Here is a 23,283-nt window from a genome sequence, read left to right on the forward strand (position 1 = left end):
ACACCGATGCCCCGGACGATCGTCATCTTCGCCGCCGGTTCCCGCGGCGACATCCAGCCGTGCGTCGCCCTCGGCCGCGCCCTCGCCGCCCGCGGCGACCGGGTCCGCCTCGTCGCCAGCGCCCGCTACGCGCCCCTCGCGCACTCCGCCGGCCTCGACCTCGCGCCCCTGACCGTCGACCCCACCGAGATCCTCACCTCGGACGCGGGCCAGGAACTCCTCGCGGGCGGCCGCAACCCGGTCCGCTTCCTGACCGGATTCCGCCGCATCCTCGGCCCCGCCGCCCGCCGCCTCCTGGACGAGTGCCTCGCCGGATCCAAGGACGCCGACCTCCTCCTCGGCCCCACGCTCGGCCTGCTCCCCCGCCACATCGGCGAGCACCTGAACGTCCCGTGGGCCCTGATCCACTTCCAGCCGAGCCACCCGACCGGCGCGTTCCCGCACCCCTTCGTCCCGCGCTCCCTCGGCGGCCCCGGCAACCGCGCGAGCTTCACGGCCGTCGACCAGATCGCCTGGCAGCTCTCCCGCCCGTTCCTCAACCCCTGGCGCCGCGAGTCCCTGGGGTTGCCCCCGCTCCCCCTCCGAGGCGCACCCCGCGACGAACCCCTCGTCCTGGCCTGCTTCAGCGAACACGTCGTCCCCCGCCCGCCGGACTGGCCCGCCCACGTCCACCTCACCGGCTACTGGACGCTGGACGACCCGGGCTTCACCCCACCGGACGACCTGGCCGCCTTCCTCGCCGACGGCCCGCCGCCCGTCTACGCCGGCTTCGGCAGCATGGTCCCGAAGGATGCCCGCCTGACCGACCTCACGGTCCGGACCGCCCTCCGCCTGGCAGGCGTCCGCGGGATCGTCCAGGGCGACCCGGCGACCTCGGACGACGACATCCTGGCCGTCCAGGACGTCCCGCACACCTGGCTCTTCCCCCGCACGGCCGCCGTCGTCCACCACGGCGGCGCAGGCACGACGGCCGCCGGCCTCCGCGCAGGCGTCCCGTCCGTCATCACCCCGTTCTTCGGCGACCAGCCCTACTGGGCCGACCGAGTAACCGCCTTGGGCGCAGGCCCAAGCCCCGTCCCCTTCAAAACCCTGACCGCCCCGAACCTCGCCGCCGCCATCCGCAAAGCAACAACCAGCGAAACAATGAGCACCCGCGCCGCCGACCTGGGCGCCCGCCTCCGCGCCGAGAACGGCGTCGACCGAGCCGTCGAACTCCTAGACCACCTGTAGCCACACACCACCAGGCAGCCCCATGACGTTGAGGCCGCCGTCGCCCCTCGCGCCCAAGCCGAGCTGTGAAACGTCACCCCCACAAACCAAGCGGCCCCGCCGCGCGAACGCGACGGGGCCAACGACGAGCGGTCAGACGGTCTCCGGGACCACTTCCAGATGAAGGGTGTCCCCGTTGTTGAGGCCGCGGTGCAACCTCACCGGAGCACCCTGGCGAAGCTCGGTCAGGGCGTCGACGAGCGCATCGCTGGAGTAGTCGCCCTGCGCCGACAGGTGTCCGCGCAGGAACTCCACCGCGCCCTCAGGACTGTTCCAGTCCTCCACCGATTCGGCGTCGCCCCGTCCCGAGTCCACCGGTCCCTGCCAGGTGTAGCAGCGCCACAGGTTGCTCATCCCACGACCCTAGACTCGCCCACCACGACGCCGGACGCGATTCATCAGTTCAACCGCCTCGCCCCGGGAGACCACCAGGACCGGACCACCGGGGTCCTTGGAGTCACGAACGCCAATAGCGGCCGCCAAGTCGGCGATCTCGACGCAGTCTCCGCCGCTACCACCGCTGTGGCTGCTCTTACGCCAGATGGCGTGCAAGTCCGCGACCTCGACGCACTGCCCGCCACTGCCGCCGCTGTAGCTGCTCCTACGCCAGGTTGCACGAGCTGGATCCATGTTCATCGACTGCCCTCCAGATCTGATGGTGACCTGGGTCGCTGCCTGGCGATGACCGGCTGACCGCTATCGGTCGAACCGGCCGGATTTCAGAACATCGATGAGTGTGTCGAACTGCGCCGGACCGAGGGTCAGATGCGGACCGTGAGGGTCTTTCGAGTCGCGGACGCCGATGACGGGTGCCAGGTCGGCGACTTCGACGCACTCTCCGCCGCTGCCGCCGCTGTAGGTGCTCTTACGCCACGTGGTGCGAGTGGGGTCGGTGTTCACTGGCTGCTCTCCCAAAGGGCCGTGACCAGCTCGATCGTCGCTGACGTCGTCAGCGCGACGTTCCTGATCAACTCCAACCGTTCCGCATAGGAGGCTACCGTTTCCACCTCCTCAAGCAACTGGCCATGGCCGCCCGCTTCCATGTAGGCGACGTCGTGTGTGCCGTGCTCGAAGTTCAGGACTGTGAACGAGCCTTCCTTTCCCTCGTGGTAGCCGATGCCGTCCGGAACGACCTGGAGGTGCACCCGAGGACGGCTGGCAAGCTCGATGAGGTGCTGCCACTGAGCGCGCATCACTTCGAGCGGCGCGACCGCCGAGCGAAGAGCGTGCTCGTCCTGGACGACCCACAGGCGCGGCGGATTGTCGCGGTCGAGGACTGCCGCCTGGCGTTCCATGCGTCCCCGCACCATGGCGTCGGTCTGCGCGGCCGTGCGCTGGGCGGAGGTACAAACCGCCCGCGCATAATCTTCGGTCTGGAGAAGACCCGCGATCAGATCGGCCTCCCACCTGCGGATTGAGGAAGCCTGAAGCTCCCGTGCCTGGAACTCGTCGAAGCCGGGAACCGGGGCCGGAGCAGGCTCGCCGGGCCGTTCGATGGCTTTGGCCAAGTCCTCGAACCATTCGTCCGTCTGCCAGTACGTGTCACAGTCCGTTCCGAACTTGCGGGACGGCTTCTCGGCGCAGTTCTCCACTTGCCAGATCCAGGTGCCCGTGTAGCCCATCTCGTCGCCGAGGGCGTCCATGGACAGTCCGGCCTTGCTGCGACGTTTCCGGAGCTGCGCGGCGAAGAAGGTGGGCAGGTCGTGGGGCTGGATCGGCGGGCTTCGTCTCGGCACGTCGTGACCTCCGGGGAGTCGGCAGAGACGCCCTGGCTTGGGAATCACCGGGCATCGCTTGCTGCGGTCCTTGCTGTGCTTCGTAGCCGAGCGTAGGCACACCGTCACAGACTCTGAGGGTGGTTTCCGCGTTTTCGAGGACGGAGATTTCCCATGGCCAGTCTCGATCGACCGAACGATCCGCTATCCAATGCGCCGCTGGTCGGCCTTCACGGCGAACCGGATCCGCGGCTGGTCGTGCTGCACGGCGCGGCGAGCGCTCACCGGCTGCCCGTCGAGATCAGCACCTGCGACAACGGACGGAACTTCTACGTCCGGCTCGATCGTGGACGCCGCGCTCCGTCCCGCGTTTTCCACGGAACGCGAGCGGGCGATGATGGCAGGACGTGGTTCTACGGCGACGGCGGCGAGTGGATCGCCGAATCCGACGATCTTCAGTCGGTGCTCGTGTGGCTCAAGGGCAAGCACGCCGAGCACACCCCGGACGCATGATGGCGAGCGTTCGAAGGGGATCGGCGGGCGAGTGGCTGTGGGGGCCGGACGAGATGCGGTGGCGGCGCACGTTCGCCGGACGTCCGGAGGAGGCGGTGGCCGCGCGGGACTTCGCCGCACAGATGTTCGCCGGAACGGGATGCATGGACGTGGTGGAGTTCGCGGTCGCCGAGCTGACCGCGAACACGATCCGGCACACGCGCACCTGCGAGGACGGAGGCTGGTTCGGTCTTGAGCTGGTGTACGACGATCCCGCCTACATCGCGGTGGTCGACAACGGCGGACGGGGCGTCCCGACCGTCCTGGAACCGGTGGACCTGCTCGCCACGAGCGGACGCGGCCTGTACACGGTGTCGCAGCTGGTCCAGCGGATGGGGGTCGAAGGCAGCCCGGCGCTCGGGCACAGGGTCTGGATCGAGGTCGCGCTGGACGAGCCGCTCGCCGACCCGTTCGACCTCTCTCTGTCTGCCGCCTCATAGCGAGGGACCAGCCTGGGATTCGCAGGCTGGTCCCTCGCTCAGGCTAGAAGCCACGTTGGGTCAGTGGCGGGCCTTGAGCTTGTAGGTGTGCTTCTTGGCGATGTGGGCCGCGGGCTTGGCGGCGCGCTTCTTGGTCTGGGCCTGGAGCGCGGCGCGGAGCTTGGCGACCGTCGGGTTGGACGGGCTGGCCTTCAACGAGTCCGGCACGTTGGAGGCGTTGCTGCCGATGCCGAAGGTGAGGATGCCGGTGAGGTTCATGCTGTTGTTCGCCGCCGGCGAGGGCAGGCCCATCATCTGGTTGATGACGCCGTCCAGGATGCTGAACGGGCCGCAGCCGTGCGCCTTGGGGATGGCGATCGGCGCGTTGATCTCCATCTGGCCGCCCGCCCAGCCGAGCTGCGGGTCGTTGAGGAAGCTGCCGCCGGTGAAGGTCGGGGAGAGCGTGGCGTGCACCGGGCCGATCACGCAGTTCGCGCCGAGCAGGTCGTTGTTGAGGTGGATGTTGATGCTGGTGTCCGCGCCGAACCCGCCGGGGACCTGCAGGACGTGAACCGGCCCGGCGAGGGTCTGGCTCACGGTGAGCTTGTTGACCGCCCACATCGCCGCCGGGCTCTTGCCGAGGATCGGGCCGATCAGCGGCAGCTGACCGATCATGCCACCCGGCACGTCCACCGGCGTGCCTTCGAACTGCTTGCCGCTCACCGGCGGGTTCAGCACGGGGTTGCCGGTCGAGTCGGGGGCGCCGATGTACCCGGTGATCCGGATCGCCGCGGGAGGCAGGGCCAGCGCGAACGACCCGATCTTCGTGTTGCCGCCCGTGGTGACCTGCGAGATGCAGAGGCTGCTGCTCGGGCAGCGGTTCTGGGTCGCCGAGACCATGGTCGGGAAGCCCGGACCGTACCCGGGCGTCGCCGAGTGCGGGAAGCCGGACGGCGGGTCGGCCGGATCCACGTAGCCGACCCGGCCCCGGCCGGGCGCGGTGTACCAGATCTTGCCGTCCGCCCCGTTCGTCAGCCGGAACGGGTCCGAGAGGGTGGCGGGCAGCGGGTACTCACTGATCTGGCCGCTGGTCGGGTCGAGCATGCCGATGTTGGACGAGGACGATTCGGTGAACCAGACCGAACCGTCCGGACGCACCGTCAGGCCGGTCGGGCGCGCGCCGCTGGTCGGCACGGCGTACTCGGTGATCTGCCCGGACGCCGGGTCCACCGAGCCGATCTTGCCGTTGCCCGGCTCGGTGAACCAGACCTTGCCGCCGCCCGAGGTGATCTCGCCGAGCGAGGGGGCTCCGCCCACCGCGCCGGGCGGGGCGTAGGTGGTGACCGCGCCGGTCGCCGGGTCGAGCCGTCCGATCTGGCCGTCCTGCGAGGTGAACCACACGGCCTGGTCGGGACCGACGGTCACCGAGTACGGGGTGAGGCCGGTGGCGAAGGTCGTGAGGACGCCCGCCGAACCCGAGGCCGTGATCTTCACGATCGACCCGTTGTACCCGGTCGCGAACCACATGGCGCCGTTCGCGCCCGCCGCGATCCCGCTGATGCTCGCGTTCGGGAGCGCGTCCGCGGACGGCTCGAACGTCGACACCGCGCCGGTCGACGGGTCGACCCGTCCGACCCTCGGCACCTGGCCGGACACGTCGGTGAACCACACCGCGCCGTCGGAGGCGGTGGCGATCGCGTCCGGGAACCCGGTGCCCTTGGCCGAGTTCCTCGGAACCGGGTACTCGGTGATCTTCCCGTTCGCGTCGACCCGGCCGATGCCCCCCTGGGTCTCGGTGAACCAGGCGCCGCCACCGCTCGCCGCCGCGATTCCGGTCGGCGTGACGTCCGGGATGGAGAGCCCGAACTCGGTCGGGTCCGCCGCGTGGGCGGCGGACGGCAGGGCCACGGGGGCCGTGCCGAGGACGGCCGTGAGCGCCACGGCCGCGGCGCGATTGCGTCGACGGCGCATGCCATCGCCTCCTTCAGTCAAGATCCGTGGGCCCCAATAGAAACCTGGGGGTGTCTCAGGTCAAGACATTCACCGCACAGCGACCTCAACCGGCCATTCCGCACCCCGCTGTCAACCGCACCCGCCCCACCACGTCCGCCCCGCCGAGACAGACACAAGGCCCCCGGACCGGCGGGCGGCCCTGCCTGGAATGGCTCACGAAACGCCGATCGCGGGACTCGTGGTGTAGCCGCCGGACAAGGTGATGGTCGAGCCGAACGACGAGGCACAGGAGTTGGAGATGGGCAGCGGGACATTTTTGAAGCTGATCTGACCATTGGCGAGGACGCCGGATATCGTCACCGGCCCCTTCGGGGCGACGGTGAACCAGCACGCCTGGAGAGTCGACGTCCGGATGTCCAGCCCACCCTGCGGGATGGTCACTGAGACCGTGGCCGGCACACCGGGAGCGGCGGTCAGAGTCCACGCGCCGCTGGCCGTCACGGTCACGATGCCGCCGTAGTTGTCCTTACACGGCGCCGTACTGGTGCCGAAGGTCGGAAGGGACATGTCGACCGGGCCGTAGCCCGAGCCCGGGGTGGTGAACGCCATGGACGCCACTGAACAGCTCATCGTGAACGGGAGGGACGACATCGAGGCTTCGAAGGTGGTACCGGCACTCACCGCCACGACCGCGGTATTGGAAGGGGTGATGCCGCCTCCGGCGAAGGCCGGCCCGGCCGCGAGGGCGACCGTCCCGGCCGTGGCGGCGGTGACGGCCATAGTGAAACCAGCGATCCGCGAAGCCATGCCCCGTGTCCTCTCCAAGAGCAGATGATGTGAGGGCGCCGGACCGATGGCACGGAGGCGCCGCTTGTCATGCCGGAAGGCAGGACGGGCCGCCCGGGGTCGCCGGACGGCCCGTTCAGGCGAGGGTCAGGTGATGGTGACCGCCGGGCTCGTAGTGAAGGTGCCGGTCACGCTTCCGGTCGGACTGAGGGAACCGCAGCCGACCCCGGAGAAGGGCACCGAGGCGCTGAGGGCCATCGAGGCGGTCGGCGGGTTGGTGTACGGACCGCTGATCGGCGCCGGCGCGGACGGCGCGGCGGTGACCGTGCAGCCCGGCAGCGTGGAGGTGGTGAAGGTCGCCCCTCCGGTGGGGATGGTGACGGTGACGGTGGGCGAGGTCCCACCGGTGGCGGAGATCGTCCAGACGCCGTGCGGCGTGATGGTCGCGGTTCCGCCGAAGTTGTCCTTGCAGTTGATGAAGCTGGGGTTGCCCGGCGTGGCCGGGTTCAGGTTCACCGGGCCGTAGCCCGAGGCCGGGGTGTCGAACTGGACGGTCGCCGTGGCGCAGGTGACCGAGAAGTTGAACAGCCCGCCCAGGGATCCGGCGAACTTGACGTTGGTGCTGGTGGCCGTGATGTGAGTGCTGACCGGGGAGATGCCGCCGGCGGCGGAGGCCGGGGCAACGGCGAGGCCGACGAGGCCCGTGGTGGCGGCTGCGGTGGCCAGGGCCGTGCTGATGATCCGCGAAGGCATGTGCTGCGTCCTCTCTCGGGACGGGTGGGGTGGATGCACCGGCCGGATGCGGCTGTTCTGAGAGCCACTAGAAACCAAGTGGTGTTTCATGTCAACCTGAGTCAGGAAGGCGTCCGGATCCGGACGCCGGGGAGCGGCGGTCCGAAGCGGAGCCCTCGATGACGACACCCGATCACGAACACGAACACGAGCTACTCCTCGGCGCCTTCGCGCGCACCGTGGCCGCGCGCGGCTACTCCCGGACGAGCCCCCGCGACGTGGCCGCCGCCGCCGGGCTGAGCGAGGCGGCCTTCCACGCCCGGTTCACCGACCTGGACGACTGCTTCGTCGCGCTGTACCGGCACTCCACCGGCCTGTTGCGGACGCGCGCGGACGCGGCGTTCCGGGCGGCCGGATCCGACTGGCGCGCCGGGTTCTCCGCCGCGCTCGCCACCGTGCTCGCGATGATCGCCGCGTCCCCCGAGCACGCGCACGCCTGCGTCCTGGACGTCAGCTCGGCCGGTCCGCGCGTCCGCCGCGAGCGGGTCCGGTTCCTCAGCGGCCTGCGCGCGGTGCTCCGGTGCCCCGGCGCCGGGGTGCTGCCGGACGTCGTCCGGGACGCGATCATCGGCGGCCTCTACGGGACGGTCTACGCGAGCGTCGCCGCGGGCCGGACGCGGGAACTCCCCGACCTCGCTCCCGCGCTCGCCGCGTTCGCGCTCGGCTACTTCGCGACCTCGGGAGCCGCCTCCAGGTAGCGGGCGGCGGCGCGGCGTCCGATGAGCGGCATCAACGCGAAGTAGGTGAGCTGGGGCAGCAGTTCGGGCAGATCGGTCGTCTCGCCCTTGTCGATCTGGACGTAGATGGCGCTGTAGACGCCGCCGACGACGGCGTCCGCCACCACGGTCGGCACCGACACCTCGCCGGGACCGGCGAAGAACGCGCGGAAGCGTTCCATGCACTCGATCCGCGCGCGCCGGACGCGCGGGCCCGCCGCGTTCACCTCGACCATCGCCATGCGCGCGAACGGCGGGGCGTCCGCCAGCATGCGCAGGACGGTCCGGAGCGCGGCGCGGATGCCCTCGGGCCAGCCGCGCTCGGCGGCGAACGCGGCCGCCATGCCCTCCAGGACGATCTCCGTGCCGCCTTCGTAGGCGGCGAGGAAGCAGTCGTCCAGTTCGGTGAAGTGCGTGTAGAACGTCTTCTTGGTGACGCCCGCGGCGTCGGTGATCCGGCCGATCGTGGCCCCCGCGTAGCCGCGCTCGGCGACGACCTGGACGAACGCGTCGATCAGCCGGTCACGCTGGATGGCCGCCACCGTCTCCGGCGGGAGCCCGTGGCGTCCGGGCTTGATGGCCCGGCCCGGTTCCAGTGCCGACCGGGTGCCGGGCAGTGGTGTTTCCGGGAGCCCCAACATGGCGTCCGCGCGCTCCTCCGCTCACGAGCCGTCGCGTCCACCCTACTTGCCGAACGCGAAGGCACGCTCCCCCGAGACGCGCGGACGAACCGGACCCCAGGTCAGGCGACGGGCTTGGCCCCGATGGACTGCATGATCTGCGGCCACGCGGAGTGCATCTCGCGCTTCCAGTAAGGCCACGAGTGGCGTCCCGGCCCGTACATGTGCGACGTGATCGGGATGTGCAGCTTCCGTGCCTGGTTCGCGAAGTCTTGGACGGTCGGGTTGACGGCCTTCTCGCTGAGGTAGCCGAGGTCCCACGGCGCGGTGCCCGGCTTGTCAAACGGTCCGGGCGAGCCGTCGCCCGCCGAAACGTAGAACTTCGTCCCGCGCACCTTGGACAGCAGCTTCACCGGGTCGTGCGCGTCCCAGTTCGCCTGGTTGATGCGCGGAATGCCCCAGATCGCGTACGGGTCGGTGCCCTCCCGGGTGTTGGTGTACATGAGCAGCGCCGGGATGCCGGGCAGGTTCATCGACAGGATGCCGCTGAAGCACGCCGCGAACTTGAACTCGCCGGGGTACCGTCCGGCGTAGGTGCACGCGCCCTGCGCCCCGGACGAGATGCCCATGACCGCGCGCGACGCGCCCGCGTGGTAGTTCCGCTCGACGAGCTGCCGGACCTCCCGCATGTGGAAGTCCTCCCAGCGCGGGGTGCCGCCCTTCCCGTAGTTGAACCAGTTCGTGTAGGAGCCGTTCGCGCCCTCCGGCATCACCACGATGACGCCCCACTTGGACGCGACGCTCTGGATGTCGGAACTACGCGTCCACGACACGTAGGTGTCGTTGCCGCCGTGGAAGGCGTAGACGACCGGCCACGCCTTCGTGGACGAGAACTTGTAGCCCTTCGGCAGCAGCACGCGGACGTTCCGCTTGGCGCCGAGCGCGGGCGAGCTCACGGTGAAGTCGAAGGCGGTCTTGCCCGTGTTCAGCCACTTGTACGAGGCGATGGACGCGCCGTCGTCGGCCTTCTTGAAGGTCGCAGCCTCGGCCGTCCCGGCCGCGCCGAGCAGGGGAAGCGCACCGGCTGCGACGGCGGCCCCGGCCACCGTCGCCATCGTGCGGGAGAGAGGGCGACGCGGCTTACGACTCATCGTTCTCCTTGACGGTGTTCCAGCTCCAGCCCGAACCATCGTGGTTGGGCACTATCTCACGCTTTGTGTCGGCCGAACGAGCGATTCCCGGTTCCGGCCGCCCGTCCGCCCAGGGCCGCCAGGGGCCTTCCGCGGACGCGTCCGGCGCCGCCTCCGACGTGCCCGGGCGCGGCACCGGAGGCGTGGCCTCCTGCGCGGCCGACGCGGCCTCCTGCACGACCGCCGCGAGCTCCTGCACGACCGCCGCGGGCTGCTGCGCGGCGGGAGTCGGCGTGCTCTTCCAGTCGACCGCGATCGCGGCCTCGGGCCGCGAGGCGGCGGCCGTGCCAAGCGGCGCTCCCGGCGGCTCGTCCCGTTCCCGCAGGTCAAGGGCGGCGTGCAGCCCGGCGAGGAAGCCCGGCAGCCACCAGTTCGCCCGTCCCATGAACCGCATCGTCGCCGGGACGAGGATCGACCGGACGAGCACCGCGTCCACGACGACGGCGACGAACATGCCGACGCCGATCAGCTTGACCACGGTGATCCCGGCCATCGAGAACCCGGCGATGACCACGAGGAACAGCAGCGCGGCACTGGTGATGATCGACCCGGTGTGCTGCATGCCGCGCGTGACGGCGGTGCGGTTGTCGTGGGTGCGGTCCCACTCCTCGCGGATCCGGGAGAGCAGGAAGACCTCGTAGTCCATCGACAGGCCGAACACGACGGACAGGATGAGGATCATCGAGGTCGCCTCGACGCTGCCCGTCGGGGTGAAGTCCAGGACGCCCGCGAGGTGCCCGTACTGGAAGCCCCACACGATCGCGCCGAACGACGCCCCGATGGACAGCACGTTCATCACGATCGCCTTGAGCGGCAGCACGATCGAGCCGAAGAACATGAACAGCAGCAGGAACGTCGCGGCGCCGACGAACAGCGCCATCTTCGGCAGGGTGCGCACGAGGCTGGACATCAGGTCCATCTGGCCCGCGGTGCTGCCGCCGACGTCGATGCGCATCGGCACGCCGTCCTTGGCCAGGGTCAGGTGCCGGATGTCCTTCACGAGCCGCTGGGCGTGCTCGTCCATCGGCTGGTACTTGTGCGTGACCGAGATCCGGACACCGGGGTAGTCGCCCGCGTAGCCGGTGAACTTGGCGTCCGTGACGCCCGGCATCGCGGCGAGCCGCTTGCGGAAGTCCTCCAGGAAGGGCGGGATGTTGTCGCCCTTCTTCGACGGCGCCCAGTGCCGCGGGACGAGGTCCCCGGACAGGACGACGTCGATCGGCTCGGCCGTCTGGTTCGGGAAGTGGCTCTGGACGGTCTGGAGCACCCCGCGGGACGGGCTGTCCTTCGGCAGCACGCGCGCGTCCACCGCCCCGAACTGGACGTGCAGGAACGGCCCGAACATCACGCCCAGGATCACCACGACGGCCGCGAAGTACGGCAGCGGACGCCGCATGACGCTGCTGCCGAGCCGGAACCAGAAGCCGCTGTCCGGGTCGCGGCGGGCGCTCGGCCGCCGCCACGGCATCCGCCCGAACTCGACCTTCGGGCCGAGCAGCGCGAGCAGCGTCGGCAGCAGGACGGTCGCGCCGAACACCGCGACCATCACGGTCGCGATCCCGGCGAGGCCGATCGTCCGCAGGAACATCTGCGGGAACAGCAGCAGCCCGCCGAGCGCGGCGGAGACGGTCACGCCGGACACCATGATCGTCCGTCCGGCGGTGGCGAGCGTCCGGCCGAGCGCGCCGCGCACGACCGGCTTGAGCGCGCTCTTGTACTCCTTGCGGGCGGTCCGCCGTTCGTCTCGCGGCAGCGCCCGGTGCGCCTGCTTCGCCGCCCGCCGGTCGGCCCGCGTCGCGCCCTGCGTCCAGGGTTTCCCGGGCGGCAGGCCGGCGGCGAGCTGCCCGTGCTCCATCTCCTCGCGGAACCGGCTCACCACGAACAGCGAGTAGTCGATGGCGAGGCCGACGCCCATCATCGTGACGACTTCCAGCGCCATCGACGTGACGTCCGCGACGTAGGTCACCAGGTGCAGGACGGCCAGGCCGCCGAGGATCGAGAACATCGCGACGACCAGCGGCAGCAGCGACGCGGTGACCGCGCCGAACAGCAGCACGAGCAGGACGAACAGCGGGATCGCGGTGATCGTCTCGGCGTGCACGATGTCCGTGACGACCTGGGTGCCGAACTCGGTGCCGAGCGGGAACGCGCCGCCGAGCCGGGTGTCGAGGCCGGGCGCCTTGAGGTGGTCCTTGACCTCGAGGTAGTTCTCGCCGCGCCTGGTGTCGCTCGTCCCGGCCATCTTCAGCGAGACGATCGTCTCGTGCCGGTCGCGCGAGGTGAGGTTGTCGGCGTCCGACCTCTTCTCGAACGACCAGTAGGAGATGATCTGGCTGACGTTCGCCTTCGGCAGCCGCGCGACCGTGGAGAGCACCGCCGCCTGGTAGCGCGGGTCGTCCACGGTCATCGTGTCGCTCTTGTACAGGACGAGCACGTCGGGGTTGGTGCTGCCGAAATAGGTCGAGCCCAGCTTGGCGACGGTCGTCGAGGACGCCTTGGGATCCTCGAACCCGCCCTGCTTGAACTTCGACAGCACGCCCGCGCCCCAGAGCGCCGCGAACACCGTGATCAGCAGGATCAGGACGAGGCTGGTCCAGCGCTGCCGTTGGATGAGACGGCCCAGCCCCCCGAGCATGACCCTCCTGAAGTCTCCTCGTGCGTCCCCGGTTCCGGGGACGCTATCGGCCCGCGGCCGCCCGCGTGGCGAGCCTGGCCTCGGTGGTGGCCAGCTCCCCGGCGAGGTACCGCTGCCGGGTGGCGGCTCGGGCGATCTTGCCGGACGAGGTGCGCGACACGCCACCCGGCTCGATCAGCAGGAACTCGTGGACGCTCATCTCGTGCTCGACGTTGACCGCGCCGCGCACCGCGTTCTCGACCTCGGCGAGGTCGAGCCGGGCGAGCGGCACCCGCCGGTTCCGCTCGGCGACGACCACCAGCAGCTCGGTCTCGCCGCCCGGCACCGCGAACGCGGCGACATGGTCGGCGCGGACCGCCGGGTGCGCCTCCTCGGTGGTGAGCTCGACGTCCTGCGGGTAGTGGTTGCGGCCGTCCACGATGATGAGGTCCTTGATGCGGCCGGTGACGTACAGCTCGCCCTCGTGCGCGATGCCGTAGTCGCCGGTCCTCGTCCAGGGGCCCTCGGGCAGGCCGCCGGGCTCGGCGAGGCGTCCGCCGAAGGTCTCCTGGCTGCGCTCGGAGTTGCGCCAGTAGCCGGGCGAGGTGTTCGGTCCGTGCACCCAGATCTCGCCGACCTCGCCGTCCGGCAGCTCGCGGCGGGTCTCCGGGTCGACGATCGCGACGACCTGCCCGACGGGGTATCCGCAGGAGACGAGCGGGTTGGCGTTCGCCGCGCCCTCGGCGACCTGGACGGCCCGTCCCCGCGTGAGCGCCTCCCGGTCGACGGTGATCACCTTCGGCGGGGCGTCCCCGGCCGCGGCGCACACGAACACGGTCGCCTCGGCCAGGCCGTAGCCGGGGGCCTGCGCGCCCCGCCGCAGCCCGGCGGGCGCGAGCTTGTCCGCGAACGCCGTGAGCGTCGCCGGACGGATCGGCTCGGCGCCGTTCAGGCAGGTCACGAGGCCGGACAGGTCCAGCCCCTCCAGCTTCTGCGGGGTCGCGTGCGCGACGACGTACTCGTAGGCGAAGTTCGGCGCGGCCGTGTAGACGTTCTTGTTCGGACGCTCGGCGATCAGCCGCATCCAGCGCATCGGGTTCATGATGAACGCCATCGGGTCGGTGTAGATCACGTGGTCGCCGAACACCAGCGGCATCGCCATCGTCGCGATCAGGCCCATGTCGTGGAACAGCGGCAGCCAGCTGACCAGCTCCGGATCGGGCCGCTCGGGCGCCCAGCCCGCCCACATCTGGCTGGCGTTCGCGGTGACGTTCCCGTGCGTGATCTCCACCCCGGCCGGACGGCGCGTCGAGCCGGAGGTGTACTGCAGGTAGGCGAGGTCGTCGAAGCCGATCGGCTCGTCCGCCCACGCGCCGGACAGGGACGCGTCGACGTCCTCGGCGATCACGATCTCCCTCGGCCGCGGCACGTCGTGGTCGGCGAGGAACCGCTCCACCTGCGGCAGCGAGCCGCGCGAGGTGACGATCACGGCCGGCTCGGCGTCGGCGTACGCGCCGATGAGCCGGTCGGCGTATCCGGGCAGGTCGGGCGAGAACAGCGGGACGGCGACGACGCGCGCGTACATCGCGCCGAGCATCGTCATCATGTAGTCGAGCGTCTGCGGGAGCAGCAGCGCGACCCGGTCCCCCGGCTCCGCCGCCCGCCGCAGGCGGGTCGCCACGGCCCGCGCGCGCCGGTCGGTCTCCGCCCAGGTCAGCGTGGTCCTGTTCCCGGACGGGTCGGACGAGTACTCCACGAACGTCCAGGACGGGGCGTCCGGCTTCTCCCTCGCCCAGCGCGCCACCCGCTCGATCAGCGGGACCCGGCCGGAGCCTCCGGGCGCGAGTTCGGGAAGCAGCGAGCCCAGTGCCATGGATCCAACTCCTGGGGGGATGGGCCGGACGGCGGCCGCGGGGCCGGAACGCCGTCGGCGGACGTGCGCGCCGCCGGGCGGTTCGCCGGTGTCCCGGCGGTCGCGTTGTCGTGGCGGCGAAGGAGCGTGCAGCGTGAAGCTACCGGATGGTAGCCCCACGGGCATCACCCTCGACGCACATACCGCCGACCGGCTTTGTCACTCCGGTGACAAGCAGGCCTAATCAAAAAGTGCGCAACGCCGATGTCACCCGCGGACGAACCGGCCGGTCACCTTGACGCGGTTTCCGCAGTTCAGGACCGGCGAAGGCGGGGCCGAACACCCCGCTCGCCCGTGTCGTCCGAAGGCGCGCCGGGACGGCTGAGAGTCATCCGGCGCCGCAGGAGCGACAGGCACGCCACTCCCCACAGCAGCACGATCTCGGCGACCAGGACGATCCCGAGCACGACGGCCCAGTCCCGGGCGTCCTTGATGTCGCTGATCGGCGAGACGAGCGTCATCTGCGAGTCCCCGGCCCCCGGCAGCACGTCGTTCTGCGCCGCGGGCCCTCCGAGGCCGTTCCCGGGCCTGATCGTCGACAGGAGCCCACCGCCCTGCGGCGGGACGCCGGCCCCGATCGTCGGCATGTCCATCGGGCCCTGCTGGGACGGCGGCGTCGGCATCGGAATCCCGGACGGCGCAGTCGATGGCGTGGGCACCCCCAGAGCGGGCGGCCCGGCCGGACCGAACGGCGCCTGCGGAACGAGCGGCTTCACGTTCTCATGCGGCATCGGAGCCTGCGGCCCCAGCGCGGGCGGCGTCCCCGGCCCCGGGATCTGGACCTGCGGCCCCTGGGGCATGGCGGCCCCCGGCCCCTGCAGCATGGCGGCCCCCGGCCCCTGGGGCATCACAGTGTGCGGCCCGTACAGAGCCGGGACACGCCCCTTGCGCACCCACCGGCTATGCCGCCCGTGATGCCCCCTAAGACGCGGACCCGCGAACGGCGGCCTCACGGCCCCCATCCCACCGACCTGCGGAACGCCCCCGCGCAACGCACGCGGCCGAACCTCACCGGCGTCCGGGACGACGGCGCGCGGCCGACCATTGTGGCCACCACCGGCATGCGAACCACCGACATGCGGGCGCGATCCGCGCGGCCTCACGCTCTGCGCGCCGACGAGGGGCGGAGCGACGGCACCGGGCCCGCCCGCCTGCGGAACACCGCCCCCGTTCGGGGCTGTGACCTGCGGAGACGTACCGCTCGGCTGGCCGGCGGAGTTGGGTGCCTGCGAGGCCGGAGAACTCTCCGGCCGATCGGGCACGGCCGGGACGACGGTCGTCGTCGCGCCACCGGCCGGCGCCTCGGTGGCGCTCGGCCCGGGCGCGGAGTCGTCCGCGCTCCCAGGGGCCGGCGCGTTCGGCACCCGCTGGCTCTCCCCCTTTATGGTCGGGCCGGAATTGGTTCCGTCCAGACGCGGCGTCAAGGACAGGACGGTCTGCGCGGACGCGTTGCCCGCGCGCGCCACGATCACCACGCGCGGCACGATGGCACGGCGCTCGCTCCGGGCGGCCAGGCCGCCGGGGACGCGGACCGCGATCGGGATCACGCGGCGGTCGCTGAGATCGCCCAGGGCGCAGCTCAGCTCGGCGCGGTCCTGGCCGGGAGAGCAGCCGGAGGCTCGTCCGGCCCACCTCAGCGGGCGCTCCGCGGCCAGCGCGACCGAGGTGTCGCGCGCCACGCCGCCCACCGGACGGATCTTCACGAGGTACAGGAGGACGCGTCCCGCACCGCGACGGCGCTCCCCCATCGGCGACGCCGTGGCGTCCAGCCGGACGCCCGCAGGCAGCACGTTCTCCTCACCCGATGGCGAGGACGAATCGGAATCCGCGGACGAGGTTCCGGGCGTCTCCGAGTCCAGGGGACCCGGCGTGGACTCGTCGGCGCCCTGCGGGTCCATCGGGGACGAAGTGGCGGACTCCACCGGATCGGGCGGGCCGCTCACCGCCGAGGCGGACGGGACGACCAGGGTCGCAGGAGCCGCGAGGACGCCTCCGAGCACTGCCAGGCCGAGGCGGCGGAACCTCCGTGCACGCCGTGTCCTCGGTCCGCGGCGTCGCATCGCCTGGTGCCCCATCGCCGTTTCCTCTCCGCTACGCGTTCCGGTCAGGTCACGCCGGGGGGCACCTCGCTGTTATAACCACTCAGGCACGGACCGTAACCACCCGATCGTCTTTCGCACAGTGAAATCGGTTCTCCGTAAGATGGGCCGGATCACGTGTGGAGAGGAGATGGCGGTGGCGGAGGCCGTACGGTCCCTGGAACGCGCCTTCGAGCTGCTGGAGCATCTGGCGGACGCGGGCGGCGAGATGGCCCTGTCGGAACTGACCGAGGTGTCCGGGCTGCCGATGCCGACGATCTACCGGCTGATGCGGACGCTGGTGAACCAGGGCTACGTCCGCCAGGAGGCGAACAAGCGGTACGCGCTCGGCCCCCGGCTGATCCGGCTCGGCGACGGCGCGGGACGGCTGCTCGGAACGTGGGCGCGCCCCGCGCTCGCGCGCCTGGTGGACGAGGTCGGCGAGACCGCGAACATGGCCGTCCTGGAGGGCGACTCGGTCGTCTACGTCGCCCAGGTGCCGTCCCGCCACTCGATGCGGATGTTCACCGAGGTCGGACGGCGTGTCCTGCCGCACTGCACGGGCGTCGGGAAGGCGCTGCTCGCCCAGCTGCCCGAGGCGCGCGTGCGGGAGATCCTCAGCCGCACCGGCATGCCCGCCCGCACCCCGAACACCTTCACCGACCCGAACGCCCTGGTGGACGAACTCGCGCGCGTGCGCCAGCGCGGCTACGCCGTGGACGACGAGGAGCAGGAGATCGGCGTCCGCTGCGTGGCCGTCCCCCTGCCGGGCGCGCCGACGCTCACCGCGTTCTCCGTGTCCGGGCCGTCCGCGCGGGTGACCCACGAGGCCGTCCTCGAGGTCGTCCCGGTCATGCACGCCGTGGCCGCGGGCTTCGCCGCCGACCTGGACGGCTCCCAGCGCCCCTGATCCCGCCGAAAACGAAGAGCCGACGGCCTGGGCCGTCGGCTCTCCCACTCCGCGCGGATCACCCCGTCCGGGCCGCGCGGAATCGATCGTTGTCGCAGGTCAGTCGACGATGTCGCCGACGACGACGTGGGGTCGTCCGCCGCGCTCCCAGGAGACGAAGTCACCCGCCGCGCGGATCAGGACGGTCGCCATCCACAGCGCCACGCCCGTGTCGTCCACGACGCCGACGATGGGCAGCATGTCCGGGATCGCGTCGATCGGCGAGATGATGTAGACGAGCCCGAGCGTCAGCAGGCCGATCGACCCGAACGACATGCCCTTGTACTCGCCGCGCATGACCGACTTGAGCATTCTCGGGACCGCGCGGACGCGCTCGCCGAAGCGGGGCGCACCGTCCTCGAGGGTCTCGCTGTAGATCTGCCACGCCTGGCCCGCGGCCGCCGTTCCTCGCTTCCCCTTCACTCGTCCTCCCGGATGCTCTGCGGGCGATCCGACACCACCCGTCTCCAACTAGGACGCAAACGCGACCTATCTTGTTCCCCCGGCCACCCGTCCCACCCTTCCTGGTGAGCAGCGTCTCAATCTCGCCGGGAAGCACCGGGCCGGTGATGCGAGGTGACAATTTGCTGTCCTCCGGGAACAGACTGTGCCGATTGGGGGGCATTATTCGCCGTCCGCTGGAAACATGAGCTTCGGGAACTCCGGACTCGCGGGAGGGGCGCCGCCTCCCGTCCGCACAGGCGACCGCCGCGACCGCGAGGAGCTGAGCAGGACGATGACCGCCCACCCCGCCGGCCACGATCCTCATCCACCCTCCCCCGAACCCCCGCGAACCCCGACAAGGCCGTCCGCCGAGCCCGCGGCGGACACGTCCACATCACCGATCGTGGACGCCCGGACGGAGCCGATGTGGCCGGTTCGGGGGACGGCCGCAGGGCTCACGTACGTCGCGCTGCCGCCCACGGCCGTGGACGCGCGGGCGAACGGGCCGACGCGGCTGATCCTGAGCTGGCCCGGGTTCGACCCGCCCCGGACGGCCGCCGCGATGGCGACGGCCTTGCCGATGACCGGGGTCCCGACCTGGCGCGTGTTCCTGGATCTGCCGCATCAGGACGATCCGGCCGCCGCCCTCCCGACCGGGCTCGACTCCCAGGGATTCCTCACGCACGCGGGCGTCACGGCGTTCGGCACGTCCGTCGAGAAGGCCGCGGCCCTGCTGCCCGCCGTCCTCGACGACCTGGGGCGCGACCTGGGCGTGCCGCCGGGTCCGGTGGCGCTGGCCGGGTTCTCGGTGGGCGCGGCGGTCGTGCTGCTCACCCTCGCGCAACAGAACGTGCAGGTCAGCACGGCCGCGCTCGTCGCGCCGGTCGTGTCGCCCGCGCGGGTGGCCGTGTCGGTGGAGAAGCGCGCCGGGCGGGAACGCACCTGGGGCCCCGCCGCGGACGAACTGGCCGAACGCCTCGACCTCTCCGCCCACGCCGGACTGATCGCCCGGTCGGGCGCCGCGCTGCTGCTGATCGGCGGCGGCCGGGACCGGATCGTCCCGCCCGTCGAGGTGACCGCGCTCCGCGACCTCCTGACCAGGTGCGGCGCCCCGGCCGTGGAGGCCGCCACCTTCCGGATGGGCCACACGCTCGCCGCCGCGCCCGGCACGGACGCACGCGCGCCGATCACCGAGGCCGTCCGGGTGGACGGCGTGCTCACCGACTGGTTCCGCGAACGGCTCGCCGAGCCGACCCCGGCGGCCGCCCCGCCCGTCTCACTGCACCTGACCAGCAGCAACTCCGCCTGACGATCGCCGTTCCGGGCCTCTCGACCGATCCGCCCGGTGGACGCTACGCTCATTCACGACACCAGCTAAACGGTTTAGGTGGTGACGGGAGGCGTGGGATGAGTCGTCGCGTGTGGTTGCTGGACGCCCCGTCCAACCTCGGGCTGCGGCCGCTGCGGGAGGGGCATGTGCCGGGCGCGCGCCACCTGCCCGAGGCGCTGCGCGCCCATGGACTGGCCGCCCGGCTCGCGGCCGAGGAGGCCGGACGCGTCGAACCGCCGCCGTACGCGTCCGTCCCGGATCCGGTCACGGGATACCGGAACGGTCCGGCTCACACCGCGTACACGAGGCTGCTGGCCGGACGCGTCGGAGAGCTGCTCGACGACGGCCGGTTCCCGCTCGTCCTCGGCGGGGACTGCGGCATCCTGCTCGGCCCGCTGCTGGCGCTCAGGCGGCGCGGCGGGCACGGGCTCGCCTACCTCGACGGGCACGCCGACTACGCGCCCCCGCGCGACCGCGCCAAGGCGCACGGGACGCGCAACGTCGCGGGCTACGCGCTCCGCCTGGCCACCGGCCACGGCCCCGCCGAGCTCGCCGACCTGGACGGCCTGCGCCCCTACGTCGCCGAGGAGCGGGCCGTCGCGCTCGGCTACCAGTGGGAGCCGGAGGACCACGAGGACGTCGCGTCCGAGCTCTTCGAGACCTCGGCGCTCCCGAAGCACTCCAGCGCGGACATCCGGGCACGCGGCGCGGAGGCCACGGGCCGGGCCGCGCTGGACGTCCTGGAGTCCGCGTCCGGCGGCTTCTGGATCCACCTGGACGCCGACGTCCTCGACCGGAGCGTCATGCCTGCCGTGGACTCGCCGAACCCGGACGGCCTGTCCCTGGACGCGCTCACCGGGCTGCTGGCCGTCCTGCTGTCGAGCCCGCGCGCGATCGGGATGAACGTGGCGATCTACGACCCGGACGTGGATCCGGACGGCGCCGCGGGGGCGGCGCTGACCGGCGTCCTCGCGGACGCCTTCACCAGGGCGCGCCAGACCGCCGTGTAGCGCCCGCTCCGCCGCGGGAGAGGGCTCGGCCGCGGGAGAGAGGGCTCAGCCGCGGGAGAGGACCTCGAAGCGGACCGGGATGACGCCCGCGCCCATGCCGTCCACCTGCCGCATCGCGCCGGTCGAGAGGTCCAGGCAGCGGCCGGAGACGAAGGGCCCGCGGTCGTTGATGCGGACGACGACCGACTGGCCGTTGTTCTTGTTGGTCACGCGGACCTTGCTGCCGAACGGGAGCGTCCTGTGCGCGGCGGTCAGCGCGCTCGGGTCGAACGGCTCGCCGCTCGCCGTCGACTGCCCCTCGCCGTACGAGGACGCCTCGCAGGTTCCGGTCGACAGGACGGTGTACTTCGGCTTCTTGGCCTTCGGCTTGACCTTGGGCGCCTGGGTCATCTCCACCGGCTGCGGCTCGGGGTCCCGCTTCGCGCCGCGGGCGGCCTTGCTCGGCTTGGCGCGGGGCTTGTCGGCCACCGGGGCCCGGGAGGACGTCTGTGACGGCGTCTGCGAGGGCTGGGCGGCCATCTGGCGCGTCTGCGCCGCGTCGGCGGAGCCGCCGGAGCCGCCACCCATCAGGAGCGCCGCCGCGCCCGCCGCCAGAACGGCGACCGCGACGCCCGACGCGACCAGGATGTTCCGGAGCCGGAACCTGGGACGATGCTTACCCACGGAGAAGTCCTTTGATCGGGGACAGGACCCCGGACGTCCGTGCCGTGTTCGTTCCGGCGCGCGCTGACAACGGTTTCGTTCCTGGTCGCGTACGCCGTGCGGGATCTACTCCGGCGAGGGGTTCTCCGCCTCGCGGCCCGCTTTCGGCACCGGTGGTTCGACGTGTCCGCCGCTCAGCGGATCGGACGTCCGGCAGTGCGGCTCCCGGCCATCTTCAGTTGGACGAACCAGAGCTCTCTCACATGGGGCCGCACACAAGTTCTTGACCGTACGTTGGGATCCGCTTGGCGCAAGCCAAAGCATCGACTTTGTGGGGTTTGTCACCCCGATTTCATCGCTGCGAAGTGGATCTAGTGCGCTCCGTCAAGATTCCGCCGTGCCTATCTCGGGGGAATAACAACGATGTCATTCACCCCGGACAGGCGAACGGGACGCCCGCGCCGTCGTGGCGCGGACGTCCCGTCGTGGGATGGATCAAGGGACCGCCTAGCGGGTCCCCCTCATGCCGGGAAGGCCGCCGAGCCTCGCCGGGTCAGCGCCGCCGTTCAGGCTCTTCAGCACGTCGGAGACGACGGGCACCGGAGGCAGCTCCGAAGGCGCGTTCGTGGCCCGCGCGTCGGTCGCAACACGCTGGTTCGACGCGGCACGGCGCAGCGCGCTGCCGCTCTGGCCGCCCTGGCCACCGAGGCCGCCCAGCAGCTTGCTCAGCGGGCTGAGGAGCTTCCCGCCGAGCGGCTGGCTGTTGTTGACGTCCGGCCCCTCGGACATGCCCGGCTCCCCGCCCTGCCTCGGGTCGGAGTGCGGGTTGGGGTTCGGGCTCCGGTCGTAGGACGACGCCTGCCCGGCCCAGGGCCGGTCCTGGCCGAACGACCGGTCCTGACCGAAGGCCTGGTCCTGGCCGAACGGACGGCCCTCGGCCGAAGGACGGTCCTGGCCGAACGCCTGGTCCTGGGAGTCGGGCTGCCGCTGGGACGTGGACCGGAAGGGGTAGTTGTCGCCCGCCTCCAGGGCCTGGTCCAGCGCGTCCTCGTCATAGGGAGGCGAGACCGCGGCCCGCCGGCCGGTCACGCGCTCGTTCGACCCGTACGGACCACCCTGGCCCTCCGGGCCGCCCTGGCCCTCGGGACCGCGCTGGTCCTGCATGCCGGGCCGGCCGTGCTGCACGCTGTCCGAGTGCTGCTCCTTGGACTTCGGCACCAGCTTGCCCAGGACGGGGCCCAGCAGCGGGATCGAGTCGAACGGGGACGCCTCCGCGCCGCCCTCCGGGCCGCCCTCCGCGCCCTCCGGCGGGGGCCCCGCCAGGACGTTCTCGGCGGCGGCGCGGCCCCTCGGGTGCGACATCAGCCCGTGCCTGACCGAACCGTTCGGGACCGCGTGCCCCGGGACCACGTGACCCGGGACGCGCGGAACCACGTGCCCCGGCTGAGCGGGAACGTGCGGGACGGCGTGCGGCACGACGTGCCCGGGGTGCGCGGGAACGTGCGGAACCACATGCCCCGGCTGCGCGGGGACGCGCGGAACCACGTGCCCGGGGTGGCCGGCCGGAACGTGCGGCACGGCCGGACGGCCCTGTCCCGGACGCTGGCCGTGGCCGGGCGCCGGGACCGGGCCACGCGGGCCCATCGGGCCGGAAGAGCCCGCGTGGATCGAGTGGTGGATCGAGTGGACCGCCGGCAGCGCGAGCGGGCCGCGCGCGGCGCCGTTCCACTGGCCGGACGGACGGCCGGGCATGCCACCGGGCCTACCGCCGGGCATGCCGGGCATGCCTCCGGGCCTGCCGCCGGGCGCACCGGGCCTGCCTCCGGGCATGCCGCCGGGAGCGTTCGGGCCGGGCGGCGGCCCCGGGTGGGGCATGTGCGAGCCCGACCCGGGCGCGTACACGCCGGGCATGTTCACGCCGGGCATCGGCGCGTTCGGCTGGGGCGTGCCGGGACGGGCGGCGCCGGGCGCGCCCGGGACGGGCACGGGCGTGGCGGCCGTGCGGCCGCCGTCGGCGAACGCCGGTCCGGACAGGGCGGCCACGGCGACGCAGAGCGGCGTGAATGCGGCGGCCCTGATCAGGCTCCGCGCGGAACGGTTCATGCTTTCCCCCCGGTTGTCGGATTGATCCTGCACGGCCGGGGCGCATCCGCTCCCGTGGGCCGTCCGGTGGTGTGCACCGGCTTTCCGGTCGGGGACGTTAGTACAGCCGATGGCCGAACACAGCTCTTTCCCGAAGGAAGTCAAGTGGCCGGAGAACGATCAAGAGAATGGACTGGACCGTTTCAGGTG

23 protein-coding genes are annotated in these 23,283 nt (G+C 71.8%); 8 read left to right on the forward strand and 15 right to left on the reverse strand.

Features of this window, described 5'->3' with window-relative positions; translation table 11 throughout:
- The first annotated feature begins 6 nt into the window (after nucleotides 1-6).
- Nucleotides 7-1,230, forward strand: coding sequence for a glycosyltransferase (locus tag AB0L06_RS10200; protein WP_500230628.1), 1,224 nt, complete (start codon nucleotides 7-9; stop codon nucleotides 1,228-1,230).
- 132 nt (nucleotides 1,231-1,362) lie between these two features.
- On the opposite strand, the gene AB0L06_RS10205 is transcribed toward AB0L06_RS10200, so the two are convergent.
- The 4 genes from AB0L06_RS10205 to AB0L06_RS10220 are packed head-to-tail and all read right to left on the reverse strand — an operon-like array spanning nucleotide 1,363 to nucleotide 3,005.
- Nucleotides 1,363-1,623 (reverse strand): hypothetical protein, encoded by a 261-nt coding sequence (locus tag AB0L06_RS10205; RefSeq protein WP_500230629.1) that lies wholly within the window; start codon nucleotides 1,621-1,623, stop codon nucleotides 1,363-1,365.
- Between the two features lie 9 nt (nucleotides 1,624-1,632).
- On the reverse strand, nucleotides 1,633-1,905 hold the full coding sequence (locus tag AB0L06_RS10210; RefSeq protein ID WP_500230630.1) for a DUF397 domain-containing protein: 273 nt from the start codon (nucleotides 1,903-1,905) through the stop codon (nucleotides 1,633-1,635).
- A 60-nt stretch (nucleotides 1,906-1,965) separates the two neighbouring features.
- Nucleotides 1,966-2,169, reverse strand: a complete 204-nt coding sequence (locus tag AB0L06_RS10215; RefSeq protein ID WP_500230631.1) for a DUF397 domain-containing protein — start codon at nucleotides 2,167-2,169, stop codon at nucleotides 1,966-1,968.
- Entirely contained in the window at nucleotides 2,166-3,005 is an 840-nt protein-coding gene (locus tag AB0L06_RS10220; RefSeq protein WP_500230632.1) for a Scr1 family TA system antitoxin-like transcriptional regulator, read from the reverse strand. The genes AB0L06_RS10215 and AB0L06_RS10220 overlap by 4 nt, the downstream gene beginning before the upstream one ends.
- Before the next feature lie 153 nt (nucleotides 3,006-3,158).
- Between AB0L06_RS10220 and AB0L06_RS10225 the strand changes: the two genes are divergently transcribed.
- Together AB0L06_RS10225 and AB0L06_RS10230 are read left to right on the forward strand one after the other, a co-directional pair.
- Nucleotides 3,159-3,497, forward strand: coding sequence for a hypothetical protein (locus tag AB0L06_RS10225; protein ID WP_500230633.1), 339 nt, complete (start codon nucleotides 3,159-3,161; stop codon nucleotides 3,495-3,497).
- Nucleotides 3,494-3,976 (forward strand): ATP-binding protein, encoded by a 483-nt coding sequence (locus tag AB0L06_RS10230; RefSeq protein ID WP_500230634.1) that lies wholly within the window; start codon nucleotides 3,494-3,496, stop codon nucleotides 3,974-3,976. Before AB0L06_RS10225 ends, AB0L06_RS10230 begins: the two co-directional genes overlap by 4 nt.
- Nucleotides 3,977-4,036: 60 nt before the next feature.
- On the opposite strand, the gene AB0L06_RS10235 is transcribed toward AB0L06_RS10230, so the two are convergent.
- Both AB0L06_RS10235 and AB0L06_RS10240 read right to left on the reverse strand, forming a co-directional pair.
- On the reverse strand, nucleotides 4,037-5,926 hold the full coding sequence (locus tag AB0L06_RS10235; RefSeq protein ID WP_500230635.1) for a Vgb family protein: 1,890 nt from the start codon (nucleotides 5,924-5,926) through the stop codon (nucleotides 4,037-4,039).
- 195 nt (nucleotides 5,927-6,121) lie between these two features.
- Entirely contained in the window at nucleotides 6,122-6,517 is a 396-nt protein-coding gene (locus AB0L06_RS10240; protein ID WP_500230636.1) for a hypothetical protein, read from the reverse strand.
- Between AB0L06_RS10240 and AB0L06_RS10245 the strand changes: the two genes are divergently transcribed.
- Nucleotides 6,516-6,743: a hypothetical protein gene (locus tag AB0L06_RS10245; protein ID WP_500230637.1), complete on the forward strand. Its 228-nt coding sequence runs from the start codon at nucleotides 6,516-6,518 to the stop codon at nucleotides 6,741-6,743. The two genes, AB0L06_RS10240 and AB0L06_RS10245, sit on opposite strands and share 2 nt — an antisense overlap.
- Nucleotides 6,744-6,841: 98 nt before the next feature.
- Here the strand turns inward: AB0L06_RS10245 and AB0L06_RS10250 are convergent, their stop codons facing one another.
- Nucleotides 6,842-7,447 carry a hypothetical protein gene (locus AB0L06_RS10250; RefSeq protein WP_500230638.1) on the reverse strand — a complete coding sequence of 202 codons (606 nt, stop codon included), beginning with the start codon at nucleotides 7,445-7,447 and terminating at the stop codon, nucleotides 6,842-6,844.
- 158 nt (nucleotides 7,448-7,605) lie between these two features.
- On the opposite strand from AB0L06_RS10250, the gene AB0L06_RS10255 reads away from it, so the two are divergent.
- Nucleotides 7,606-8,184, forward strand: a complete 579-nt coding sequence (locus AB0L06_RS10255) for a TetR family transcriptional regulator (protein ID WP_500230639.1) — start codon at nucleotides 7,606-7,608, stop codon at nucleotides 8,182-8,184.
- On the opposite strand, the gene AB0L06_RS10260 is transcribed toward AB0L06_RS10255, so the two are convergent.
- The 5 genes from AB0L06_RS10260 to AB0L06_RS10280 all read right to left on the reverse strand — a co-directional run bounded on the left by AB0L06_RS10260 (nucleotide 8,151) and on the right by AB0L06_RS10280 (nucleotide 16,613).
- Nucleotides 8,151-8,843 carry a TetR/AcrR family transcriptional regulator gene (locus tag AB0L06_RS10260; protein WP_500230640.1) on the reverse strand — a complete coding sequence of 231 codons (693 nt, stop codon included), beginning with the start codon at nucleotides 8,841-8,843 and terminating at the stop codon, nucleotides 8,151-8,153. The two genes, AB0L06_RS10255 and AB0L06_RS10260, sit on opposite strands and share 34 nt — an antisense overlap.
- Before the next feature lie 101 nt (nucleotides 8,844-8,944).
- Complete coding sequence (locus AB0L06_RS10265; RefSeq protein WP_500230641.1) at nucleotides 8,945-9,973, reverse strand: alpha/beta hydrolase; 1,029 nt, start codon at nucleotides 9,971-9,973, stop codon at nucleotides 8,945-8,947.
- Complete coding sequence (locus tag AB0L06_RS10270) at nucleotides 9,963-12,647, reverse strand: MMPL family transporter (RefSeq protein WP_500230642.1); 2,685 nt, start codon at nucleotides 12,645-12,647, stop codon at nucleotides 9,963-9,965. The genes AB0L06_RS10265 and AB0L06_RS10270 overlap by 11 nt, the downstream gene beginning before the upstream one ends.
- Nucleotides 12,648-12,690: 43 nt before the next feature.
- Complete coding sequence (locus AB0L06_RS10275; protein WP_500230643.1) at nucleotides 12,691-14,499, reverse strand: fatty acyl-AMP ligase; 1,809 nt, start codon at nucleotides 14,497-14,499, stop codon at nucleotides 12,691-12,693.
- Between the two features lie 293 nt (nucleotides 14,500-14,792).
- Entirely contained in the window at nucleotides 14,793-16,613 is a 1,821-nt protein-coding gene (locus AB0L06_RS10280) for a hypothetical protein (protein WP_500230644.1), read from the reverse strand.
- A 154-nt stretch (nucleotides 16,614-16,767) separates the two neighbouring features.
- Between AB0L06_RS10280 and AB0L06_RS10285 the strand changes: the two genes are divergently transcribed.
- On the forward strand, nucleotides 16,768-17,526 hold the full coding sequence (locus tag AB0L06_RS10285; protein ID WP_500230645.1) for an IclR family transcriptional regulator: 759 nt from the start codon (nucleotides 16,768-16,770) through the stop codon (nucleotides 17,524-17,526).
- Between the two features lie 99 nt (nucleotides 17,527-17,625).
- On the opposite strand, the gene AB0L06_RS10290 is transcribed toward AB0L06_RS10285, so the two are convergent.
- Entirely contained in the window at nucleotides 17,626-17,988 is a 363-nt protein-coding gene (locus AB0L06_RS10290) for a YkvA family protein (protein ID WP_500230646.1), read from the reverse strand.
- Nucleotides 17,989-18,211: 223 nt separating this feature from the next.
- On the opposite strand from AB0L06_RS10290, the gene AB0L06_RS10295 reads away from it, so the two are divergent.
- Together AB0L06_RS10295 and AB0L06_RS10300 are read left to right on the forward strand one after the other, a co-directional pair.
- The gene (locus tag AB0L06_RS10295) at nucleotides 18,212-19,318 is read left to right on the forward strand and encodes an alpha/beta hydrolase family protein (protein ID WP_500230647.1); all 1,107 of its coding nucleotides are present in this window, start codon (nucleotides 18,212-18,214) and stop codon (nucleotides 19,316-19,318) included.
- 98 nt (nucleotides 19,319-19,416) lie between these two features.
- Nucleotides 19,417-20,349 (forward strand): arginase family protein, encoded by a 933-nt coding sequence (locus tag AB0L06_RS10300; RefSeq protein WP_500230648.1) that lies wholly within the window; start codon nucleotides 19,417-19,419, stop codon nucleotides 20,347-20,349.
- Nucleotides 20,350-20,394: 45 nt separating this feature from the next.
- Here the strand turns inward: AB0L06_RS10300 and AB0L06_RS10305 are convergent, their stop codons facing one another.
- Together AB0L06_RS10305 and AB0L06_RS10310 are read right to left on the reverse strand one after the other, a co-directional pair.
- Nucleotides 20,395-21,012: a septal ring lytic transglycosylase RlpA family protein gene (locus tag AB0L06_RS10305; RefSeq protein ID WP_500230649.1), complete on the reverse strand. Its 618-nt coding sequence runs from the start codon at nucleotides 21,010-21,012 to the stop codon at nucleotides 20,395-20,397.
- Nucleotides 21,013-21,498: 486 nt separating this feature from the next.
- Entirely contained in the window at nucleotides 21,499-23,094 is a 1,596-nt protein-coding gene (locus AB0L06_RS10310) for a hypothetical protein (RefSeq protein ID WP_500230650.1), read from the reverse strand.
- Nucleotides 23,095-23,283 lie beyond the last annotated feature (189 nt).

The organism is Spirillospora sp. NPDC052269 (assembly GCF_040679435.1).
GTDB lineage: Bacteria > Actinomycetota > Actinomycetes > Streptosporangiales > Streptosporangiaceae > Spirillospora.

Bases quoted from the DNA above. Each gene is read 5' to 3' on its own strand.
- AB0L06_RS10200 (WP_500230628.1), top strand. From the start codon at position 7: ATGCCCCGGACGATCGTCATCTTCGCCGCCGGTTCCCGCGGCGACATC.
- AB0L06_RS10205 (WP_500230629.1), bottom strand. From the start codon at position 1,623: ATGAGCAACCTGTGGCGCTGCTACACCTGGCAGGGACCGGTGGACTCG.
- AB0L06_RS10210 (WP_500230630.1), bottom strand. From the start codon at position 1,905: ATGAACATGGATCCAGCTCGTGCAACCTGGCGTAGGAGCAGCTACAGC.
- AB0L06_RS10225 (WP_500230633.1), top strand. From the start codon at position 3,159: ATGGCCAGTCTCGATCGACCGAACGATCCGCTATCCAATGCGCCGCTG.
- AB0L06_RS10230 (WP_500230634.1), top strand. From the start codon at position 3,494: ATGATGGCGAGCGTTCGAAGGGGATCGGCGGGCGAGTGGCTGTGGGGG.
- AB0L06_RS10235 (WP_500230635.1), bottom strand. From the start codon at position 5,926: ATGCGCCGTCGACGCAATCGCGCCGCGGCCGTGGCGCTCACGGCCGTC.
- AB0L06_RS10245 (WP_500230637.1), top strand. From the start codon at position 6,516: ATGGACGCCACTGAACAGCTCATCGTGAACGGGAGGGACGACATCGAG.
- AB0L06_RS10240 (WP_500230636.1), bottom strand. From the start codon at position 6,517: ATGGCGTTCACCACCCCGGGCTCGGGCTACGGCCCGGTCGACATGTCC.
- AB0L06_RS10250 (WP_500230638.1), bottom strand. From the start codon at position 7,447: ATGCCTTCGCGGATCATCAGCACGGCCCTGGCCACCGCAGCCGCCACC.
- AB0L06_RS10255 (WP_500230639.1), top strand. From the start codon at position 7,606: ATGACGACACCCGATCACGAACACGAACACGAGCTACTCCTCGGCGCC.
- AB0L06_RS10260 (WP_500230640.1), bottom strand. From the start codon at position 8,843: ATGTTGGGGCTCCCGGAAACACCACTGCCCGGCACCCGGTCGGCACTG.
- AB0L06_RS10265 (WP_500230641.1), bottom strand. From the start codon at position 9,973: ATGAGTCGTAAGCCGCGTCGCCCTCTCTCCCGCACGATGGCGACGGTG.
- AB0L06_RS10270 (WP_500230642.1), bottom strand. From the start codon at position 12,647: ATGCTCGGGGGGCTGGGCCGTCTCATCCAACGGCAGCGCTGGACCAGC.
- AB0L06_RS10275 (WP_500230643.1), bottom strand. From the start codon at position 14,499: ATGGCACTGGGCTCGCTGCTTCCCGAACTCGCGCCCGGAGGCTCCGGC.
- AB0L06_RS10280 (WP_500230644.1), bottom strand. From the start codon at position 16,613: ATGGGGCACCAGGCGATGCGACGCCGCGGACCGAGGACACGGCGTGCA.
- AB0L06_RS10285 (WP_500230645.1), top strand. From the start codon at position 16,768: ATGGCGGTGGCGGAGGCCGTACGGTCCCTGGAACGCGCCTTCGAGCTG.
- AB0L06_RS10295 (WP_500230647.1), top strand. From the start codon at position 18,212: ATGAGCTTCGGGAACTCCGGACTCGCGGGAGGGGCGCCGCCTCCCGTC.
- AB0L06_RS10300 (WP_500230648.1), top strand. From the start codon at position 19,417: ATGAGTCGTCGCGTGTGGTTGCTGGACGCCCCGTCCAACCTCGGGCTG.
- AB0L06_RS10310 (WP_500230650.1), bottom strand. From the start codon at position 23,094: ATGAACCGTTCCGCGCGGAGCCTGATCAGGGCCGCCGCATTCACGCCG.